The organism is Croceicoccus bisphenolivorans (genome assembly GCF_001634625.1).
Classification (GTDB): Bacteria; Pseudomonadota; Alphaproteobacteria; order Sphingomonadales; family Sphingomonadaceae; genus Croceicoccus; species Croceicoccus bisphenolivorans.
Window position 1 is genome coordinate 23,204 of sequence record NZ_LRSE01000019.1, and the last position, 21,939, is coordinate 45,142.

The following is a 21,939-nucleotide window of genomic DNA, read 5'->3' on the forward strand; positions in this document are numbered from 1 at the left end:
TCCACTTCTCGGTGCTGTGTTGGGCATCGGCCTGACCTCGACCATGCTGATGGCGGCAAACCCGCCAGCGTCAAGGCCGTTGAGTTTTCAACGCGACGTGCTTCCGATCCTGCAAACCAATTGCGCGGTGTGTCACCAGAACCTGGGGCCGATGGGCGGCCTGACCCTGGAACCCGACGAGGCTTACGAAAACCTGGTCGATATGCCTTCGATGGAGATCGAAATGCAGCGTGTCGAGCCGGGAGATCCCGAACGCAGCTATCTCATTCGCAAGGTTGAGGGGACGCACGCGGGTGTCGGCGGCAAGGGGCTGACGATGCCGATCGGCGGCGTGCTTGCACCAGCCGACGTGCAAACGCTGCGTCGCTGGGTCTCCGAAGGCGCGAAGAACAATTGATACACAACCACAATAATGGGTGAGGGAAAGACTAATGCAGATGAACAAGGTGAAGATGCTACTGGCTGCCGGCGTAACAGGAGTGGTTGCGATCCCGACGGTGGCTTTTGCTCAGCAGTCCGCGGCGGAAACGGCCACGGATGGCGATCAGGGGATTGCCGATATCGTCGTAACTGCGCAACGACGCGAAGAGCGGCTGCAGAATGTGCCGATCGCGGTTACCGCGCTCAATTCGGCGCAGCTTTCCAATTCCGGCATCGCCACGACGCAGGACCTGACGACGGTTACGCCATCACTGACGATTGGCCAGAATGGCGGCAACGTCCGGCCCCGCCTTCGCGGCGTCGGTGCTTCGTTCGGCGGCCCCGGCCTGGAAAACTCGATCGCGACCTATGTCGACGGCGTCTATATCGCGGCGGCACCAGCCGGTCTCTTCTCGCTGGCCGGAGTTGAGCGCGTGGAGGTGCTCAAGGGGCCGCAGGGCACGCTGTTCGGACGTAATGCGACCGGCGGTCTGATTCAGGTCGTCACCAAGAAGCCCAGCGAAACCTTCGGCGGAACGGCCAGCATCAATTACGGGAACTACGATACTTTCGGTGGCGACATGTACATGACCGGCCCGCTCGCGTCGGGCCTGTCGATGGATGTGGCCGCGCACGGCAGCTTTCAGGGCGATGGTTTCGGCCGGAACCGCTTCCTCAACATCGACGCCAACCGGACTGACAAGGACATCTCGGTCCGCTCGCAGCTGATGTTCAGAGGGAACGCGACCGACGTCCGGCTGGCCGGCGACTTTTCGCAGATCAAGGGCTCGCAATATGAGTTCCGCGTATCGCCGTTCGATATGCCTGCTCTCGGGCCGGCATTGCCGAACCAGGGAACCTGGGACAGCAACGGCAATGTGCCCTTCATTAGCAACACGAAGAGCTACGGCACGAGCCTTACAGTCAATCACGAGCTTTCGTTCGCGGATCTGGTCAGCATCACCGCATGGCGCAAATCGGACCTCTATGTGCAGGTCGATGGCGACACGACGCCGAATGAGAACCTGAGCGTTTTCAACACCCAGAACGAGCGACAGTTCACGCAGGAACTTCAGCTCGTTTCCCGGCCGGAATCGCCGGTTTCGTGGCTGCTGGGAGGTTACTTTTTTGACGGCAAATCGCGTTACGAACCTTCCATCGTAAAGTTCGGTCCCGCCTTGCAGGACCCCGAATTCCCACTTGCCCTGCAGCGCACATTTTCAATGCAAGGCACGCGTTCGTATGCGGTTTTCGGGCAGGCCACTATGCCGCTGGGCGAGCTTACGCGGCTGACGGCCGGCCTGCGTTATACGAGCGAGCGGAAAAGCTTCGATGCGACGCAAGTCGGCATACTGGCAGACGACACCGAAGTGCCGTTCGGAACAAGGGACGACCACGTCAAATACAAAAAGCTGACCTGGCGTCTTTCGCTGGACCATCGCTTCACGCCGGATGTGATGGCCTATGCATCGATCAATCGCGGCTTCAAGAGCGGCGGTTTCAATCCGGGGGGCGGCATTGCCGATGCACCATTCGATCCGGAGCAGCTCGACGCCTATGAAATCGGGCTGAAGGCAGACTTGTTCGATCGCAAGGTGCGATTCAATCCGTCCTTGTTCTATTATGATTATCAGGATCTCCAGATAACGACTTTTACGCCGTTGGGGCTGCCGATTTTCATCAATGGGCCATCGGCAAAGATCTACGGTCTCGACCTTGATTTCACGGTGCAGCCTTCGAGTGCATTTACGGTTCGCGGCGGGCTTACCGTGCTTCATGACCGGTTTGGCGACTTCCCCGACGCGCCGTTCCATATTTCCAATTCGCCTGCACCGGGAAATACGCTGGTGTTTGACAACGCCCGTGGCAACCGCATTCCCTATACCGCGGATTGGGCAACCACTATCGCTGCCGATTACCAAATTCCGACCAGTTTCGGGAAAGTAATGTTTTCGGCAACCTACAATCACAGCGATGGTTATTACGCCGAAGTGGACAACCTTCGCCGACAAAGTGCCTACGATATCGTCAATGGTTCGGTCCGGATCGAGAGCGACAAGGGGCCCTATGCCAGCGTGTGGGCCCGCAACCTGCTGAACGAGTCCGTGCTGCTGCAGGTTCAGGCCTCCAGATTTGGCGGTTCCGCACAGTTTCAGGCGGCTCGTACTTACGGGATCACAGTGGGAACCAGCTTCTGATGGTTGCCAATGGGAGCGGCTGATTGCGACTTCGCCGCCTATTCAAGCGAGGATGACATGACTGATACAGTATCCGCCATTTCGAAACCTATTCGGCCTCCGCCGCGCCCTTCTGGCGCGGCGGCAGGTGAACGCGACCCATTATCTCGCAGGACGTTTGACAGGTCGTCGGCACTGGGTAGAAGCGTGAATTTGTCAGATTTCAGGGAGATTGCGGGGGTGAACAAGGGCGATACGGCTGGTCCGGCCCAACGTGCACGCAGCACTGTCGATGTCGCCGCGGACACGATCCGCGATTTCATCTCCACGGGGCGGTTCGTCGCAGGCCAACGGTTGCCCGAAACCGATCTCATGGAACGGCTCGGTGTCAGCAAGACAGTGCTGCGCGAGGCTTTTGCCAAGTTGCAACAAGACGGCATCGTCGAGCTGCAGATGTACAAAGGCGCAATGATCCGGCGTCTTTCGCTCGACGAGGTCTTGCAGGTGATCTCGGTCAGCACGGTCTTGCTCGCCCTGGGTATGCAGGAAGCAGCGATGACGGTTTCTTCGCAACCGGAGCGGCGTGCGCTGCTTCTGGACGCAAGACGTGCGCTGCAGACACTCGATCCTCACGATCAGCGAGAGCATCTTCAGGTGTTCTACGATGTCGTGGACGTGATTCTCGATCTGGCCGATAACCCTTACCTGACCGAGATGTTCCAGAGGTCCAACAATCCGCTGATCAAGGAATTCCTGCTCGATTCCGTCGAATTCCGGGCGGACGTGGTCGCCCATACGCGCAAGCTGGACGAAGTGCTGGAGCTTGTGGACCGGGGTGACGGACGCGCCGCGTTCGAGGCTTTGCGCGTGTGGACGAGGCTCGATCGGGCGTGGGTCAATCCGTCGCAAATGGCCCTTGCCGCGCCGCCGCCGGGGCGTACCAAGCCTGGCAAGGCAGCAGGGACGGTGCGACCTCGAACCGCCAAATAGTGGCGGTCTTCCATTCCTGATGCGGTCCTACCCGCGCCAGTGACAGCAACTGAACCTGCAGTGAGCCCATAGCGGACGGCTCTACGCGGGGATCAACAATTTATCCGGGAGCAATCCATGGCCACAGATTTGTCGGCGTTGTTTACGCCTATCGATATCAATTCAATTCAATTGCCCAACCGTTTCGTATTGCCGGGCATGCAGCGCGCACAAGGTCGCAGCGGCGTGCCGACCGCAGCATCTGCAGCGGGTTTCAGACGGATCGTGGAAGGCGGTTGTCCGCTGATTATCAGCGAATCGACGGCGGTCGATCATCCGTCGGCCTCGCGGCAGGAATTCTGCGTACGCATGAACGATGCAACCAAAGAAGCATGGCGCCATTGCGCGAGCGAAGTGCGCGGGGCAGGGGGGCACCTGTTCATCCAGCTCTGGCATGAGGGTGGGCACCGGCCGGAGCTTGAGCCGGGGCCTGATTGGGATGGTCCGACGATCAGCCCGTCAGGAATGGTCGCACCTGGCCGCGGTCATGGCAAGCCAGCCACGGTCAAGCAGCTTCACGAGGTTCGTGATGCGTTCGTGCGTAGCGCACTGCTGGCAAAGGAAGTGGGGGCTTCCGGTGTCGAGATACACGGAGCGCATGGCTATTTCCTCGACCAGTGCTTCTGGGCGCAGACGAACATTCGGGATGACGAATATGGCGGTCCCGACTTGCGCAATCGCATTCGGCTCGCAACCGAGATTGTGCGCGGGGTGCGTTCCGCGCTGGGCCCCGATTTTCCGATCAGTCTGCGCTTCTCGCAGTTCAAGGAGGTCGATTTCGGCGCGCGCATATTCGACACGCCGGAGGATATACGTGTTTTCGTCGAAGAATTCGAAGCGGCGGGCGTCGATGTCTTCGACGTATCGACACGTCGTTTTTACGAGGCGGCATTCCCGGACAGCCCGCTCAGCCTGGCCGGCTGGGTAAAGTCGTTCTCGACAAAACCGGTGATCGCGGTGGGTAGCGTGGGCGTCGATCGCGAGTTCATGGCGACGCTGTTCGAAGAGGGCGAGGCCCAATTCAACATCGAGGCCGGACTTGCCGAATTGGTGCGGCGCTTCGATCTCGGCGAATTCGACATGATCGCGATAGGCCGCGGACAGTTGGGCGACCCGGACTGGGTGCAGAAGGTGCGCGAGGGGCGGGGCAGCGAAATCCGGCATTTCCGGCGCAGCGATATTCTTGGCGATATCACATGGGATGCGGAATTCGTGGAAGAGTCGTACGAGGCCAACGCCAAGCCGTAAATTTATGCCGGGCGCACCATCACGCCGCGACGGGATGGTGCTTGCATATCTGCCACACGGCAGGTGTTGTCAGGTTCGCCTGATCGAGTGAGCGAATGCCCTGAACCGGAATTTCATGTCGTAGCGGCGCATGCGACATTTCGCTGTGCACCAGACGTCGCTCCGGCCCGGGATCGAGCAATAGCAAGGCCGGAGCCCAAGCCGGACGACGTGGGGCGGAAAGCGGTGATGTTTGACGGCAATGGTTTTTATGCCGGTTCCACCAGACGGCGAAGCGCCACCAGGTGGAACCGTTTGGCGCTAGCCTGACCGGACCTCCGTTTTCACTTTCCCAGGTCGACAGTCACCTTGTTGATCGTGCCGGGGTAAACGAAGGGAGCGGTGTAGTCGTCGCTGAGCGTCGTGCCGTAGTCGCGCCCGATGGTGATGCCGCCTTCGCCGACGAACATGAAGCTTGGCGTGCGCTCCATTCTGCCGGTGCCCACGACATGTCCATCGACCGTCAGCGTGATCGTGCCGCCCTTGCCGGGGCCGCCACCGTCATAGTCGAAATCGGCCTCCACCATGTGCCGCCCCGGGGTGAGAACCGCGTCGCCGTCGACCCGGTTCTGGTCGCGCTCCAGCACCGACGCATTGTACATGAACGACGGCTTCCCATCGAGGATGACGAGACCCCAGCCGGCAAAGCGCGCGCCCTGCGCGATCAGCGCGCCGTCGCCGCCCTGTTCTGGAACGACGATGTCGGCGCTGACCTTCCAGTCGCGGTTCATCACGCGGGGGAAGGAGCCGCGGCTGTAACGGAAATCGGTGTTGTAGTATTCGAAATGCGTGCGTTCGCCGATCACCGAGGGGCGGGGCATGACGTCGGGGCCGCGGCTCTGCTTACCGATGTTGAACTGCTCCGTCGCCTCGACGAAATCCTTCTGCAGTTCGGCCAGTTTGTCCGGGTAACGCCTGGCAACGTCTTCGGCCTGCGAGAAGTCCTTGTTCAGGTTGTAGAGCGACCACTTCACTTCGCCGCCGGCGGGCGGGGCTTCCTGTTCCCAGGGGAACACGCGCGGCTGCGTCGATGCCAGCCAGCCGTCCTTGTAGAAGCCGATGTTTTCCCGCAGCTCGAAGAACTGCTCGCGGTGCTGTGACGGTGCCTTGGCATCGTCGAACGTTCCGACAAGGCTGCTTCCTTCGAGCGGCATCTGCTTCACGCCCCGAAACTCTTCCGGCAATGTGATGCCGACGGCGTCGTAGAGCGTGGGTGCGATGTCGGTGACGTGGGCGAACTGCGGCCGGATCGCGCCGGTATCCTTGATGCGATCGGGCCATGAAACGATCAGCCCGTTGCGGATTGCGCCAAGGTGCGAGGCGAAGACCTTGCCCCACTGGAACGGGGTGTTCATCGCCCAGGCCCAGCCCGCGTTGTAGTTGTTCCAGCTGAACGGGCCGCCTGCCGCGTCCAGCTGGGTCATCTGTTCGGCCACGCTCAGCTTGATCTTGTTCTTGTTCCGCGCGATTTCATCCATCGACCCTTCGGGCGATCCTTCGAGGCTGCCGCCGTTGTCGCCGATCGACAGGACGACGAGCGTATTGTCGAGCTCCCCGCTTTCTTCGAGGGAATCGAGGATCCGCCCGATCTGGAAGTCGAGGAATGCCAGCTGCGCGGCGTAGACTTCCATCAGGCGCGATGCGACTTTCCGCTCGTCCTGTGACAAGGATGACCATGCCGGGAACTTGGCGGGGCGGGGCGTAAGCTTGGCGTTGGCGGGAATGATCCCGGCGGCTTTCTGGCGGGCGAAAGTCTGCTCGCGCATCTTGTCCCAGCCCTGGTCGAACTGGCCCTTGAACTTCGCAATCCACTCTTTCGGTGCCTGATGCGGCGAATGGGTGGAGCCGGGTGCGTAATAGATGGCGAAGGGGCTGTCGGGGCGCACGCTCTTCTGGATATGGATCCAGTCGATCGCCTGGTCGGCCATATCGGCGTCGAGGATGTAGTTCGGATCGTCGGCGGGCGCTTCGACCCAGTTCCGGTTCTCGATCAGGAAGGGCGCGAACTGGCTCGTCGCGCCGCCGATAAAGCCGTAGAAATAATCGAAGCCAAGGCCGTCGGGCCAATGGTCGAACGGGCCGACCGGCGTGTCTTCCCACACCGGGACATTGTGATGCTTGCCGAACCAGGCAGTGTCGTAGCCGTTCAGTTTCAGCACGTCGCCGAAGGTGGCGGCGGAATCGGGGATGACCGAGTTATAGCCCGCGTCCGGCGACGCTTCCTCGCTGATGACACCGTAGTTGACCGACTGGGCGTTGCGCCCGGTCAGCAGGGCAGCGCGCGTCGGGCTGCACATCGCGGTGGTGTTGAAATTGTTGTAGCGCAGGCCCGCCTTGGCCAGCCGGTCCATGTTCGGCGTTGGCACCGGGCCGCCAAAGGTAGCGGTTGCGCCGAACCCGGTGTCGTCCGTCATGATGACGAGGATATTGGGCGCGTTCGCTGGGGCCTGCGGCGGAGCGGGATAGGGTGCGGGCCGGGCCTGGCTCAGCAGGTCGCCGTTGCCCGGCGCAGCCTGCGCCAGCGCCGGGGTGAACGGCATCGACAAGGCGGCGGCCAGCGCGGCGACGCGTGAAACGCCCCGCAGCAGCTTGCGTCCGGTCTTGTTGTCCATCTTCTCTCTCCTGAATGTTCTTGCTGCGGCCTAGCCGGCCTGCCGTATTCGTTCCCGGCGTCTATCGTTCCCGCTCGGGAATCAGAACCCCGCCGGTGGGCATCGCGCGCACGCTTTCGCGGAAACTCGATAGATAGCCGCTGGCGGGAACGCGCAGGCCGGGGCCTTCGCGTGCGGCCAGTTCGCTGGCGGGGACATCGATGTCGATGCTGCGATTGGCGACGCTGATCCGCACGATGTCGCCATCGCGCACTTTGCCGATCGGTCCGCCGGTTGCGGCTTCGGGGTGAACTTCGGCGACGGTCAGGCCCTTCAGGCAAAGGCCGGAAAGCTGGCCGTCGGTGACGAAGGCGGTGGTCTTCGCCAGACCTGCCGCATCGAGTGCGAACAGGATGGCAGAGGCACGCCCCCCCATGGCGGGGCCGCCACGCAGACCCTGATTGCGGCTGATGACGACATCGCCGGGTTCGATTTTCCCGTCGCGGATCGCGGTCATGCAGGCATCGACATCTTCGAACACGCGTGCCGGGCCTGAAAATTCCTCGGGCCGCGAACCATCGCGCAATCCCAGCCGCACGACGGCGGTTTCGGCAAAGCTGCCCTTCAGGATGGCGATGCTTGGCCCTTCACCGAACGGATCGTCGAGAGCGTGGATCACGTCGGGATCTTCCACTTCGTAGTCCGCCAGGTTTTCACCCAGCGTCCTGCCGGTGCAGGTCAGCGCGTCCGTATCGATGCGCGGTTCAAGCCGCTTCAGCACCGCGCGCGCGCCGCCGGCATCCTCGAACCGTTCGATACGGATATTGCCGGTGGGCCGCACTGGCGAAATCACTGGCACGTCGCTCATCTCCTCCCACAAGGCGAAGACGTCGATATCGCTCTCCGCCTCGATCGCGGTGGCCTGCAAGTGCTTGATCGCGTTGATGCTTCCGCTGACGGCCAGCACTGTGGCGATGGCATTGCGGAATGCGCCTTCGGTCATGATCTGGCGCGGGCGCAAGTCTTCGTGAACCATTTCGACGATGCGGCGCGCGCAGGCACGGGCATTGTCCTTCATCTTGGGCGAATTGGCACGCACCGGGGCATTGCCCGGAAGCGTCATGCCCAGCGCTTCAACCACCGAGTGCATGGTATTCGCGGTGGCCATGCCCGAACACACGCCGGGGCCGCGAATGGCGTTTTCCGCCATGTCCGCAACCGGGAACTTCGGCTTCGCGCCGAATGCCTCGCCAACCTGACCGGACCACAGGTCTTCGACATCGACCGGTTGGCCGTCGATCTCGCCCGATTGCTGATAGCCGCCGATCACCAGAATAGTGGGAATGTTCAGCCGCGCCGCCGCCATCAGGTGCCCCGGGGGCGTCTTGTCGCAGCTGGTCAGGCAGATCATCCCGTCCAGCAGAGCGGCCTCTACCTGCACTTCGATATCGTTGGCGATGATGTCGCGGCCGGCAAGGATGTAGCTGCCCAGTTTCGCCGCGCCGGTGATGAAATCGCTGGGTGCGGCAGTGCGCACTTCGAACGGGACGCCGCCCGCCTTGCGGATCTCGTCCTTCACGATCTGCGCGATACCGTCGAGATGGGCGTAGCAGATGGCCAGTTCGCTGGAGGAATTGACCACCGCGATCTTGGGCTTTTCCATGTCTTCCTTGCTAAGGCCCAGTGCGGCCCAGTTGGCGCGCCGGCTGGCTGAATTGGCCGAGAGACTGCGGAGAGTCATAGGGATCGCCCTTTCGATGGATTGAATATTGATGCGGGGCAGAACGCGGTCATTCCGCTGCCTCGCCCGCGCTGGCGGCCGCTTCGTCGACGAGGTCGGCGTCGTTGCTGAGATGCGCGCCCTGCTGGCGCAGCAGCGACCGCAGTTCGCCGATGTCGACTGCACGCGGTTCGATCCCGCGATTGGCCGCCACCGCAGCCGCCGCACCTGCCGCGTGGCCGGTCAGCCAGCATTGCGGAATTTCACGCATGAAGCCATGCGAATTGGCGTCGCAGGAAATGTGCCGGCCTGCGGCCAGAACCCCGTCGAGAGAGCGCGGCACCAGCGAACCGTAAGGTACCGAGATAACCGGGAACTTCGGGCTGACCGAAGGGCTGATGCCGACTTGCGTGGCACCGGCCACGCCGCCGCTCCATTGACCGCGCTCGATCCGTTCGACGCCGCCCAGACGGCGGGTGTGGCGCACGCCCAATTGCGATGCGCTTTGCAGCATATAGGCGTTCTCGAACCCCGGCGCGTTCTTGCGCAGGAAGTCGCAGTGGCTTTCCATCAACCGGTGGCTGCGGATTTCCACCTCGGTCATGTCGTCGACGTCGAGCGCCGACAGCCCCGATTGCCGGGGGCCGAGGAACAGTGCGATATCATTGCGCCATGACACATAGGGTGGCTGGAAATAGCCGACCTGCTCGCGGCCCAGAATCGTAAGGTCGCGGAACTGATCGGGCTGGCCGCCCCGGAATTCCAGCCAGCGCGTCATGTCCACGCCGCCGAACGCAAAGCTGGTGTTCATCGAATGGTGCACGTCGCCCTGTTCGATGTCGGTATCGAAATCGGCTCCGGCGCGGGCGAACATGTCGCCGTCGCCAGTGGTGTCGACGACCACCCTGGCCTTGATCGCCTGCCGCCCGGCCTTGCTCTCGAACACCAGGCCGCGCGCTGCGCCGTCTTCGACGATCGGTCGTGCGGCCCATGCGTGGAAGACGATCCGTACGCCGGCATCAAGCAGCATCTGCTGTGCGTTCAGCTTCATCCGTTCGGGATCGAGTGTGGGCGCCCATTGCACGATGCCGTGAAACGCGGTGGTGCGCAGGCCCCAGTATTTCGCCTTGGCCTCGTCGCGCGAGCCCCAGTCGGCGCGAGGCGGACCGGCCTTGCCCTCGGCAGGCATGCGATCCACGAATTCGCGCGCAAAACCCTGGATGACGTGATTGCCCTCCCAGTCGGTCATGCGATCGATCCACATCACCAGACCGCCGGTCGAAAGCCCGCCCAGGCAGTTGTAGCGTTCGACCAGCGTAACGTCGGCACCGGCTTTGGCCGCAGCCCAGGCCGCGGCGCATCCGGCAGGGCCGCCGCCTACCACCACCACGTCGCAGGTGTGATAGATGTCGATCTCGCGCGCTTCTTCCAGCACCGTGCCACCGCGACGGGGCGGGGGCAGGTTGCGGTCCGAACCTTCGAACAGGTCGGAGGGGAGGAAACGATCCTCGGTCCGCTCGACCGACTGGACCTGTGGCTTGCTGTCGCTTTTATCTGTCATTGATGTGTCGCTCCGCTCTCGCTGAGGGGAAGGGCCGGTTCGCGCGCTGCGGCCATGGGTGCCACTTCGTGCGCGACCGATGGGGCCTTGGCATCCTCGATCATCATGTCCGCCGCCTTTTCGGCGATCATGATCGTGGGTGCGTGGGTATTGGCACTGACCAGCGTCGGCATGATCGCGGCATCGGCAACCCGCAGCCCTTGAATGCCATGGACCCGCAGGCGCTCGTCGACGACAGCCTCGCTGTCCGTGCCCATCTTGCAGGTGCCCGCCGGGTGATAGATCGTCGAGGCATTGTCGCGAATCCAGGCGTCGACCTCTTCATCGGTGAAGGGTTTGTCCGGCGGCGCGATCCTGCTGCCGACGACTTTGCGAAAGGCCGGCTGATCGAACAGGTTTTCCAATGCGCGGAAGCCGGCACGCATCGCCAGCTTGTCTGCTTCGGCGGTCAGATAGTTGCCGAGGATGCGGGGCCGGTCTGCGGGATCGGCGGAGCGTAGCGAAATCTTGCCCCGGCTTTCCGGATGCAGGTGGCAGATATGCGCCGCGACTCCGAAGGGCGAATCTCCGGTGACGGATTGAAACGGCACGCGCACCTGCCGGCTGTTCACCCCGGCGGGCATGTAATGGATTTGCAGATCGGGCGAGGCCAGGCGCGTGTCGCTCTTCAAAAAGGCACCGGCGTTGTGCGGTACCATCGCCCCTTTGCCCCGCTTGCGCAGGAATGCGTGGACCAACATGCCGAACGCGCGGTCGAACCGGGCGTCGCGATAGAACATGTCGGGTATCTTGGAACTGTGAAAGTGCGTGATGTTCAGGTGGTCCTGCAGATTGCGGCCAACCCCGCGCAGACCATGCATTACCGCGACGCCTGCATCGGCAAGGTCCTGCGGATCGCCGATGCCCGAATGCAGCAACACCGTCGGCGAACCGATTGCGCCGCCGGTCAGCACGACTTCGCGGGCCGCGCCGATGGTGCGCGTGCCGGCGCGGGTTCGTACGACGACGCCGGTCGCGCGCTTGCCGTCAAGCACGACCCGGTCGACCGTGGCGCCGGTCAGAACGTCGAGATTGTCGCGGTCACGCGCCGGCTCCAGATAAGCGCGCGCCGCGCTCCAGCGCTGGCCTTGCGAGATATTGGTGTCGTAGCGGCCGACGCCTTCGAGTTCCTCGCCGTTGAAGTCGGCGTTGTAGGGCAGTCCCGCCTCTTGCCCGGCATCGATGAAGGAATCGAACAAGGGGTGGTGCGTTTCGATACGGCTGACCCGGATCGGCCCGTCCTTGCCGCGATATTCGTCCAGCGGCCCTTCGTAATGTTCCAGCCGGCGGAAGTAGGGCAGAACCTTTTCGTACGACCACGAAGACAGACCCGCTTGCGCCCAGCGATCGTAGTCGACGGCGCCGCCGCGAGTGAAGATCATCCCGTTCATGGAAGACGAACCGCCGATGACGCGCCCGCGTGGCCAGGTGATGCGACGGTCGTTCAGTCCGGGCTCGGGCTCGGTGACATAGGACCAGTTGTTATATTTCCAGCGGAACAGGTGCATCCCCATGATCGGGATGCGATAGAGCGGATTGCTGTCCCACGGCCCGGCCTCGATCAGCAGGACACGGGTTGCGGGGTCGGCGGACAGGCGATTGGCGAGCACGCAGCCGGCCGTGCCGCCGCCCGCGACGATGTAATCATACTGTTCGGCTGAACAGGTTTCGGACATTGCCATTCTTCCTCTACCCGCGATGAGCGATCTGCAATTCGCTTCGCGACCCGTCCGCACTTCAGGGCATGATCCCCTGACGGCTGGACAGCATTTGCGGTCTATCGTTTAACTATCAACTTAAACTGCGTGAGAAGAGGCGATCTGTCAATCGTCTTTTTGGCGTGGGCACGGTGTTGGTCGATTCGTGGCGCTGGCGATTTCCGCTTCGGCCAAATGGCGCTACCGTGCGATCGGGGGACGTCACCGGCCGCGTGCGCAGCCTGGGTGGTGCCGCTTCAGGATAAGGACCGATTTTTTTCATGACCGACCGTACGATTCGACCCGATGTGCAGACCCTCGATCGACACCATTTCGTGCCGCACTACATCGGGGTGATTTCGAATGCGCTGATATGGTCCCAGTCGCGTTTTTTCCTTGAGGCGTTTGGCTTTGGCGTCAACGAAGTTCGTGTAATTACAGTGCTTGCCGACTGCGGAGAGCTAAGTGGACGAGGGTTCTGCGATGCCCTGATGATGAACAAGTCGATCGTCAGCCGCACGCTCCGCGAGCTGGAGGAAAAGAAGCTGGTCTGGTCGCCGGGAGAAGGGCGCAATCGCAAGTACCAGCTGACCGAAGAAGGGTACGCACTGAACGCGAAAATCGTGAAGATTTCGCTGGAGCGCGAGAAGCGCCTGCTGCGTGGTTTTTCCCGTCGGGACAAGGTTATTCTGCTCGGTTATCTGGCCCAGATGGTGGAGAATCTGGAGCACGCTGGTGATTTCTACGACCTGATCGAAGGTCTCGACATGCATCGCGATGATGATGATGGCAGTTGACGAAGTTTAAAGTTACACTTAATATGCTCCCATAAAGCGATAACGCTTGCCCGTCGGCGATGGCCGCGGGAGATGGGAGAGACGGTGTGAACTTCGTTCCGGGATCGACGCAAAGGCTGTCATCGACCGCCCTGTCCGGGTGCGGTCGATTCGCTCTCGTCCGGGGTGCAGTCGCATGACCGGTCGCACCGTCGACATCTCCGGGATCATCGAAAACCGCTCGCTGAACGGTTTCAATTATCGCCTGATCGCCGCGTCGTGGCTGCTCACCATCTTCGACGGGTTCGATCTGTCACTTGCCGCCTTTGCGGCGCCTTATCTGCGCGACGATCTTGCGCTGGACCCCAATCAGCTGGCCAATATCCTTTCGGCAGGGCTGTTGGGCACATTCTTTGGCGCGGTCGTATTCGCGTCGATCAGCGACCGTATCGGCCGGCGCCCCGTCCTGATCGGTTGTTCTTTCGCGTTCGGCCTGCTTACCGTGGCGATGGGCTTCGCTCCGTCGTACCCGTGGCTGGTCGCCATCCGCTTTCTTGATGGCATCGCCATCGGCGCGGTGATCCCGATCGCCTGGGCATTGAACAGCGAATACGTGCCCAAGGGTCTGCGCGCTACCGTCGTGACCATCATCATGGTCGGCTACAGCATCGGGATCAGCGGTGCCGGCCCGATGACCGTATGGCTGGAGCCTATGGTCGGGTGGCGCGGTCTGTTCATTGTGGGCGGCCTTGGCTCGCTGGTCGCGGCGGCGATCCTGTTCGCAGTGCTTCCTGAATCGATCCGCTGGCTGACGGTCAAGGCGGACAATGGCCAGTCCATCGTGCGCGTGCTGGGCAAGCTGGGCGTCGACACGCGGGACATGCGGTCCGACGATCACTTCATCCTTAGCGACGAACCCGACGCGGCGACCAGAAAGGTCCGCATTTCCGATCTGTTCGCAGGCTGGCTGAAATTCGCGACGCCCGCGATCTGGCTTGCCTATGCGGCCAGTTCGATTGCGGTCTATTACGTCAACGGCTGGGGCCCGATCATCCTCGAAGAGCTGGCGTTCGATCGCAAGACCGCCGCGCTCGCGACGGCATTCGGCGGGATCATGGGGTCGGTCGCAGGGCTTGCCATCATGCGCTTCACCGATCGTCTCGGCCCGGTCATGGTGCTTTTCTATCCGCTGCTGCTGTTGCCGCTGTTGCTGATCCTCGGGCTCGCGCCGCTGCCGCAGCAGGCGGTGCTCTGGCTGGCCATCGTCGCGATTGCGATCGTCGGCGGCATGACCTTCTCGGTCGTCAGCATCATCGCCCCCGTCTATCCCACCAGGGTTCGCGCATCCGGTTCGGGCTGGGCGAGTTCCATCGGCAAGCTGGGCGGCGTGCTCGGCCCGATCTTCGGCGGCTGGATGCTGGCCAGCAACTTGCCGATCATCCGCAGCTTTGCGCTGCTGGCACTTATGCCCGCGCTCGTCCTGCTGTCGGTCATCGGCATCCTGATCGCGCGGCGCAGCATCGGCGATGCCGACGGCGCCGCTTCCACTCTCACCAAATCCACAGGTGCTTCCGCATGACCCCCAACGGCGTCCACATCGATCATCCTGATCGCCTGTTTATCGACGGTGCCTGGGTGCCGGCGACCAGCGGCCGTTCGTTCGAAATCGTATCGCCGAACAGCGAAGAGGTCGTCGCTCGTGTTGCCGAGGGCTGTGCGCAGGACATGGATGCGGCCGTGGCCGCTGCGCGCCGCGCGTTCGACCATGGCCCCTGGCCGCGCACCGCGCCGCGCGAACGCGCCCGGATGGTGGCAGAGCTGGCGAAGGCTTTGCGGGCACGGTCCGAAGAGCTGGAGAATGCGTGGATCGAACAGATCGGCGGACTGCCGGGCATGGCGCGCGGTGTCGTCGCAACCGGCAACCGTTCCTTTGCCGACATCGCCGAGCTGGGCGACCGTTTCCCATGGATCGAGGAAGTTGCCGGCGAGACGGTCGACAGCGCGTATATCGTTCGCGAACCGGTGGGCGTGGTGGCGGCGATCGCGCCCTGGAACTCGCCCTACATGATCATGGCCAACAAGGTGGCCTATTCGCTGATCGCCGGTTGCACGCTGATCATGAAGCCTGCTCCGGAAACACCGCTGGAGGCTTATATCATCGCCGAGGAGGCCGCGAAGATCGGCTTCCCGCCGGGCGTCCTGAACCTCGTTACCGCGGATCGCGATGTGGCGGACAGGCTGGTTTCCAGCCCTGCGGTGGACAAGGTCAGCTTTACTGGGTCCACGGCAGTCGGAATGCGGATCGCGCAAGTCTGCGGCTCCCGCATCGCGCGCTGTTCGCTGGAACTGGGCGGCAAGTCGGCGGCGATCATCCGCGACGATATGCCCACCGGCGAGGCGGCGCAGCTGCTGGGAACGACGATCACCCGCCTGTCCGGCCAGATCTGCGCCATGCTGACCCGCGCCATCGTGCCCGCCGATCGCCATGACGAGATGGCCGAGGCGATCGCCGACGTGATGCGCGGCATCAAGATCGGGCACAGCCGGGAAGAGGGCGTGCAACTGGGCCCGCTGGCCATGAAGCGGCAGCTCGAAAGGGTCGAAAGCTACATCGAGGAAGGCCGTGCGACGGCAGACCTTGTCCATGGCGGCCAACGTCCGGCTCACCTCAACAAGGGCTATTTCATCGAGCCCACGCTGTTCGCCAACGTCGATAGCGGCAGCCGGATCGCGCAAGAGGAAATTTTCGGTCCGGTCCTGTGCCTGATCCCGGCAAAGGACGAAGCAGACGCCATCCGCATCGCCAACGACAGCAATTTCGGCCTGCACGGTTCGGTCCTGACGAAAGATGCCGACGCGGCGTTTCGCATCGCACGCGAAATGCGCACCGGGATGGTGGGGCAGAACGGCATGCGCACCCAGCCCGGAATGCCGTTCGGCGGCTTCAAACAGTCCGGCATCGGGCGTGAAGGGGGGGCGGAAGGCCTGCTTCCCTACATCGAGACGAAGAGCATCCTCCTCGATGGGCGGCCGTCCGATGCCGCCCTGGGGAACTGACGCACGGTCCGCACGCAGCGGTCCCGATCGCATTTTACGACAGACATCTGAGAAACCGATACTTTTGAGAAGGAGAGGGCAATGAGAACCTTAAGCAAAAACGGGAAGTCGGCCTTCCTGGCCGCTGCGGCCTGTGGATGGGCGATAGCGGCTGCACCGGCCAACGCGCAGGACGTGGGTGAGAGCGAAGCCGGGGTCGAAGCCGACGCCGGCGGCCAAAACGCCATTATCGTTACCGCCCAGCGCCGCGAACAGACGCTGCAGGAAGTGCCGTTGGCCGTTTCGGTCCTCTCGGCCGAAGAACTTGAAAATTCGGGCGTCAGCGCGGTCGACACGCTGGTCGATGTCGTGCCGAGCCTGACCTTTACCAAAGGCTTCGACGACGAGAGCAGCTCGCTCAGCATTCGCGGCATCGGCACCACCGTGTTCTCGTCTGCGGTCGAACCATCCGTTTCGGTCGTTGTCGACGATGTCGTCATGGCGCGCAACGGCCAGGCCTTTCAGGACCTGATTGCGATCGAGCGCGTCGAGGTTCTGCGCGGCCCGCAGAGCACGCTGTTCGGCAAGAACGCATCGGCCGGCGTGTTGTCGGTCACGACCAAGAAGCCGACTTTCACGCTGAGTGGAAAGGTCGATACCATTGCGACCGAAGACGGTGAATTCCAGCAACGCGCTACCGTTTCGGGACCGCTGAGCGACAAGGTCGCGGCGCGGCTGACCGGGTATTACAAGGATTATGACGGCGGTTCGATCAACCGCGCCACCGGAAAGCGGCTCAACGGTTGGGAAACCTTCGGTTTCCACGGCAAGCTGCTGGTCGAGCCTTCGGATGCGCTGAGCCTGATGTTCAACGGCGACTATCGCCATTCGGACGCCAACCCGCAGGCGGCGATTCGCAGCCTGTACACAGAGGCCAACGCAGATCTGCTCGATCCGGTCGTACCCGGCGAGGAGAACACGGAGATCGTCAGCGACGCCGATATCTTCGCCAATACCGAAGCCTATGGCGGATCGCTGACTGCTACCTACAAGTTCGCGAACGATTTCGAGCTGACTTCTGTTTCAGCCTATCGCGAATGGAGCCAGTACTATAACAGCGATGTCGATCACACCGCCAATGATCCGCGGCCCGATCTCGTGGTCGTAGACCCTGACGGCAGCACGCCCGCGTTCTTTAGCTGGAACCAGAACGGCGGTACTTACGATCTCAGCCAGATCAGCCAGGAAATCCGGCTTGCCTCGCCCAGCTATGACGGTTTCGATTTCCTCGTCGGCCTGTTCTTCTTCAACCACAAGCTGGAGCATAACTTTGCCCGCCGCTGGGTCAATCCGACCGTCAGCCGCAGTGGACAGTATACCGGCAATGTCGAGACGACGAACTATGCCGGGTTCGTGAGCGGCAATGTCTATCCGGCGGAAAACCTCACCATTTTCGGCGGCCTGCGCCTGTTGCACGAAAAGCTGGAATATTCGGTCTTCCGCGACCCGACCAATGTGTTTGTCGAGGGCGATTCAAAGCTGCCCGGCGGTCAGGGTACAAAGGCAGACTTCGCGGACTCGATCTCCGACACCGCGGTCACCGGCAATATCGGCTTGCGCTATGACGTGTCGGATCTCGGCAACGTCTACGCATCCTACGCCCGTGGCTACAAGGGCGCCGGCTTCAACATGGTCTTCGCCGCGAGCGAGGAGCCGCCGGTCAAGCCGGAGACGGTCGACGCCTTCGAAATCGGCCTGAAGATGAGCACCCCGGACAATGTTCTGTCGACGAATATTGCCCTGTTCTACACCGATTATCGCAACTACCAGGCCCAGTCGCGCGGCGAGTCGATCGAAGAGGAATTCTCGCTTCGCAACGCCGGCAGTCTCACGACGAAGGGTATCGAGGTCGAGGCTTTCATTCGCCCGTCCGAGCATACCCGGATCAATCTCGGCGCGGCCTACATCAAGGCCAAGATCACCGAATTTCCCGGCGGTCCGTGCTATTTCCAGCAAACCGAAGAACAGGGCTGCGTCGACGGAGCCCAGGATCTTGCCGGCGGCGATCTTCCCAACTCGCCGGACTTCAAGCTGACGGGTGGCATCAGGCAGGGCATTCCCATCGAAAGCCTGCCGTTCAATGCCTTCGTTCAGGCGAACGGTACCTACCAGAGCGAGGTGCAGTATGCGCTGACCCAGGATCCGCGCACCAAGCTTGACGGTTATGCGATCATCAACGCGTCGATCGGGATCGAGGCCGACGATGGCAGCTACTCGTTCCAGATTTTCGGACGCAACCTGACCGACAAGTTCTACCCCGGCGAACTGTTCCCGTCGCCCGGCCTTGGCGGCCGCGTTACGCAGCAGGTTGCCCGCGACAATCACCGGTACTTCGGTGTGCAGGGAAGCGTAAGCTTCTGATGGGAAATTGCCGGCGGCTTTCACCCTGCCGCCGGCACCGGCTCCCTCACGCATCCGATGCGGAGCGATTTGCTCAGCCGGTTTCCAACCCCGCGCCTCGCCGTCCCTCACGGCGACGGCGCGGGCCTCATCACCGGCCTGCTGACGGCGCACTGTTTCAACGAGACGAAGCGCACGCAGATAAGCCCGATATCTCGGACAAGAGCGTCACGCGATCCACGAAAGGGATGCACGAACCATCGTTTTTGCGTGTCGACGCGCTGTTAAAATCCAGAGGAATGTGACGAAGATGACGACCTGGCTCACCAATGCATGGTATGCGGCGGCTTGGGATGCCGAAGTGTCCTCGCCCCCGTTGGCGCGCACGATCTGCGGCGTGCCGATGATGTTCTATCGCAAGCTGGACGGCGAGGTTGTCGCCATGCGCGATGCCTGCCCGCACCGGTTGCTGCCGCTGTCGATGGGCCTGCGCGAGGGGGATTCGATCCGCTGCCGCTATCACGGTCTGAAGCTTGGTCCCGATGGCGTGGCCGAGGAAATGCCGATCAAGACCGATCCGGTAAACACGCGGATCTGCGCCGAAACGTTCGTCGTGCACGAACGCCATCGCTTCGTGTGGGTCTGGGTCGGCGAGAAGGACAAGGCCGATCCGGCGCTGATCCCCGACCTGTGGCCCTGTTCGGCGGACGGCTGGCGCTTTGACGGCGGATATTATGCCATCGACGCCGACTATCGCCTTGCGATCGACAACCTGATGGACCTGACGCATGAAACGTACGTGCACACCGGGTCGATCGGACAGCCGGAGCTTATGGAAGCGCCGATCGAAACCCGCACCGAGGGTGATGAAGTCTTCGTCACGCGCTGGATGCCGGGGGTGGACGCGCCGCCGTTCTGGGCCGCGGCGCTGCGCCAGACCGGCAAGGTCGACCGTTGGCAGATCTGCCGCTTCATGTTGCCCTGTGCCGTCATCATCGATGTCGGCGTTGCGCCGGTCGGCGCCGGGGCCACGATCGAGGATCACGATCAGGGCGTGCGCGGCTTCGTCATCGATGTGATGACTCCGGAAACGGAGGACAGCCATCACTACTTCTGGGGCATGGCACGCAATTTCCAGGTGGACGACGACGGCTTTACCGCCCGCTTCAAGACGCAGCAGGGCGGCGTCTTCCTGCAGGACAAGGAAGTGCTCGAAGCGCAGCAGGAATCTGTCGCGGCAAATCCCGGCATGCGCCTGATGGCCTATAACATCGACGAGGGCGGCACACGCGCACGCCAGATCATCGCCCGTGCCATAAAGGCGCAAAACACGGCGCAGGCAGAGGCATAATCCGGCCTACCCGCCGCCTTGCCGCGGCGGATCAGGGCATTTCAAGAGAAAAAGGTCTGCCGGGAAATGGGCGATCCGGGCTCCTCGGGGTGGTGAGCGCGGTCACGGTCGTAATGGATCGCGTTTCCCGGCAGACAGTCTATCGCGGCTGGAAAGCCGCGAAACAGGTGGGCGTTGATCGCCGTCGTCAGGGTGTCGTTTTGATGGCGGTGCATACGAGCTTAAGTTCGACATAGTCGTCGATGCCGTGTCGTGATCCTTCGCGGCCCAGACCGGATTCCTTGATCCCGCCAAATGGCGCGACCTCGGTCGAAATCACGCCGGTATTCAGCCCGACCATGCCGTATTCCAGCGCTTCAGTCATACGAATGCTGCGATCGAGATCGCGGGTGAAGAGGTAACTGGCGAGGCCCGAGCGCGTATCGTTTGCCATCGCTATCGCTTCGGCTTCGTCACGGAACTTCAGCAGCCCGGCGACGGGGCCGAAGGTTTCTTCGCGGCAAAGCAAGGCATCGGCCGGAACATCGCGCAAAACGGTCGGACTGAAAAACGTACCCGGCCCGCAAACTGTGGTGCCACCCGTCATAAGGGTGGCGCCGCGTCCCACGGCGTCTTCCACATGCGCGCTGACTCTGGCTACCGCGCGCTGGTCGATCAGGGGGCCTTGATCGCTGCGTCCGTCCAGACCCGGGCCGACCACGAGTTTCCCCACGCGTTCGGACAGCCGGTTGGCGAATTCGTCGTAGATCCCTTCCTGCACGATGAAACGATTGGTGCAAACACAAGTCTGGCCGCTGTTGCGGAACTTGGCGGCGATTGCCCCGTCGACGGCGGCATCGATATCGGCGTCATCGAAAACAATGAAAGGTGCGTTCCCGCCCAATTCGAGGGACACGCGCTTGACCGTGTCCATGCAACGGGCGGCAAGCATCTTGCCGATACTTGTCGACCCGGTGAAGGTGAACTTGCGAATGCGGGGATCGCCGGTCAACACATCGCCGATCTGTGCGGCATCGCCGGTCACTACGTTCAGCACGCCTGCCGGGATGCCGGCCTCTTCCCCCAGTTTCGCCAGTGCCAATGCGGAAAACGGCGTGAGTTCCGATGGTTTGATGACTATTGTGCACCCTGCTGCCAGTGCAGGCCCTGCCTTGCGGGTGATCATGGCGAGCGGAAAGTTCCAGGGTGTGATTGCGGCAACCACGCCGACCGGCTCCTTGCGCACGAGAAGCCGGCGATCGGACGCGTGAGGCTGGATCACCTCTCCGTCGATGCGGCGAGCCTCTTCGGCAAACCATTCGAGGAATGACGCGGCATAGACGACCTCGCCCCGGGCTTCGGCGATCGGCTTGCCCTGTTCGGCCGTCATGATCGTGGCCAGATCCCGGGCATGTTCAAGAACGAGTCGTGCCCATTCGCGCAAAACCGCGCCGCGATATCCGGCCGTCAGGGCTGCCCAGGGTTTCTGGGCCGCTGTTGCGGCATCGACGGCCAGCGATGTCTGCTTTGCACCGAAATTGGGAACGGTGCCGATCAATTCGCCCGTGGCCGGGTTCGTGACCTCCATCCGATCGGTGTCCGTGGCCCATTTTCCACCCACGTATGCCGCTTCGATGAAGAGGTCGGAGCGCGAGAGAGGCAGGGCGTAATCTTGCAGAAGGACCGTCATGTCGCACCGTTCAATGTCAGTTGATGGGTCTGGCTCCTCGATCATGGCGGGTGCTGCGAACACCTCAGCAAGCGCGGTCGGCGAGTTACCATGTCAGTGCCATCAAGTCTGTTGAGTGAAATTGCCCCGGCGATCTTCAGGTGCCCGATGAGGCAGGAATGCGGTGGCTTGCGGTTTGTGATTGTT

Annotated in this window: 14 protein-coding genes; 9 read left to right on the forward strand and 5 right to left on the reverse strand. The window is 62.3% G+C overall.

The features are described 5' to 3' along the window. The first annotated feature begins 19 nt into the window (after positions 1–19). The 4 genes from A7A77_RS15420 to A7A77_RS15435 all read left to right on the forward strand — a co-directional run bounded on the left by A7A77_RS15420 (position 20) and on the right by A7A77_RS15435 (position 4,874). Positions 20–397 (forward strand): hypothetical protein, encoded by a 378-nt coding sequence (locus tag A7A77_RS15420; protein WP_156500616.1) that lies wholly within the window; start codon positions 20–22, stop codon positions 395–397. Positions 398–437: 40 nt separating this feature from the next. Next, positions 438–2,618, forward strand: a complete 2,181-nt coding sequence (locus tag A7A77_RS15425) for a TonB-dependent receptor (protein ID WP_216635601.1) — start codon at positions 438–440, stop codon at positions 2,616–2,618. Between the two features lie 192 nt (positions 2,619–2,810). Beyond that, entirely contained in the window at positions 2,811–3,587 is a 777-nt protein-coding gene (locus A7A77_RS15430; protein WP_172799929.1) for a GntR family transcriptional regulator, read from the forward strand. A 117-nt stretch (positions 3,588–3,704) separates the two neighbouring features. Beyond that, positions 3,705–4,874 (forward strand): oxidoreductase, encoded by a 1,170-nt coding sequence (locus A7A77_RS15435; RefSeq protein ID WP_066560309.1) that lies wholly within the window; start codon positions 3,705–3,707, stop codon positions 4,872–4,874. A 323-nt stretch (positions 4,875–5,197) separates the two neighbouring features. Here A7A77_RS15435 and A7A77_RS15440 read toward each other — a convergent pair whose 3' ends face one another. From A7A77_RS15440 to A7A77_RS15455, 4 genes are all read right to left on the reverse strand, one after another. Then, a complete protein-coding gene (locus A7A77_RS15440; RefSeq protein ID WP_066560311.1) occupies positions 5,198–7,525 on the reverse strand; it encodes an arylsulfatase in 2,328 nt (775 codons plus the stop codon). Between the two features lie 61 nt (positions 7,526–7,586). Then, positions 7,587–9,245, reverse strand: a complete 1,659-nt coding sequence (locus A7A77_RS15445; RefSeq protein WP_066560314.1) for a dihydroxy-acid dehydratase — start codon at positions 9,243–9,245, stop codon at positions 7,587–7,589. Positions 9,246–9,294: 49 nt separating this feature from the next. Continuing rightward, the gene (locus tag A7A77_RS15450) at positions 9,295–10,785 is read right to left on the reverse strand and encodes an FAD-dependent oxidoreductase (protein WP_066560316.1); all 1,491 of its coding nucleotides are present in this window, start codon (positions 10,783–10,785) and stop codon (positions 9,295–9,297) included. Then, positions 10,782–12,500, reverse strand: a complete 1,719-nt coding sequence (locus tag A7A77_RS15455) for a GMC family oxidoreductase (RefSeq protein WP_066560317.1) — start codon at positions 12,498–12,500, stop codon at positions 10,782–10,784. The genes A7A77_RS15450 and A7A77_RS15455 overlap by 4 nt, the downstream gene beginning before the upstream one ends. A 302-nt stretch (positions 12,501–12,802) precedes the next feature. On the opposite strand from A7A77_RS15455, the gene A7A77_RS15460 reads away from it, so the two are divergent. The 5 genes from A7A77_RS15460 (at position 12,803) to A7A77_RS15480 (ending at position 20,084) form a co-directional block, all read left to right on the forward strand. Next, entirely contained in the window at positions 12,803–13,318 is a 516-nt protein-coding gene (locus tag A7A77_RS15460) for a MarR family winged helix-turn-helix transcriptional regulator (protein ID WP_066560319.1), read from the forward strand. A gap of 175 nt (positions 13,319–13,493) precedes the next feature. After that, a complete protein-coding gene (locus tag A7A77_RS15465) occupies positions 13,494–14,876 on the forward strand; it encodes an MFS transporter (protein WP_066560320.1) in 1,383 nt (460 codons plus the stop codon). Beyond that, positions 14,873–16,354 carry an aldehyde dehydrogenase gene (locus A7A77_RS15470; RefSeq protein WP_066560323.1) on the forward strand — a complete coding sequence of 494 codons (1,482 nt, stop codon included), beginning with the start codon at positions 14,873–14,875 and terminating at the stop codon, positions 16,352–16,354. Before A7A77_RS15465 ends, A7A77_RS15470 begins: the two co-directional genes overlap by 4 nt. 81 nt (positions 16,355–16,435) lie before the next feature. Further along, positions 16,436–18,754: a TonB-dependent receptor gene (locus tag A7A77_RS15475; protein WP_066560332.1), complete on the forward strand. Its 2,319-nt coding sequence runs from the start codon at positions 16,436–16,438 to the stop codon at positions 18,752–18,754. A 289-nt stretch (positions 18,755–19,043) separates the two neighbouring features. Continuing rightward, on the forward strand, positions 19,044–20,084 hold the full coding sequence (locus tag A7A77_RS15480) for an aromatic ring-hydroxylating oxygenase subunit alpha (RefSeq protein ID WP_066560344.1): 1,041 nt from the start codon (positions 19,044–19,046) through the stop codon (positions 20,082–20,084). 187 nt (positions 20,085–20,271) lie between these two features. Here the strand turns inward: A7A77_RS15480 and A7A77_RS15485 are convergent, their stop codons facing one another. Continuing rightward, a complete protein-coding gene (locus A7A77_RS15485; protein WP_066560335.1) occupies positions 20,272–21,753 on the reverse strand; it encodes an NAD-dependent succinate-semialdehyde dehydrogenase in 1,482 nt (493 codons plus the stop codon). Between the last annotated feature and the right edge of the window lie 186 nt (positions 21,754–21,939).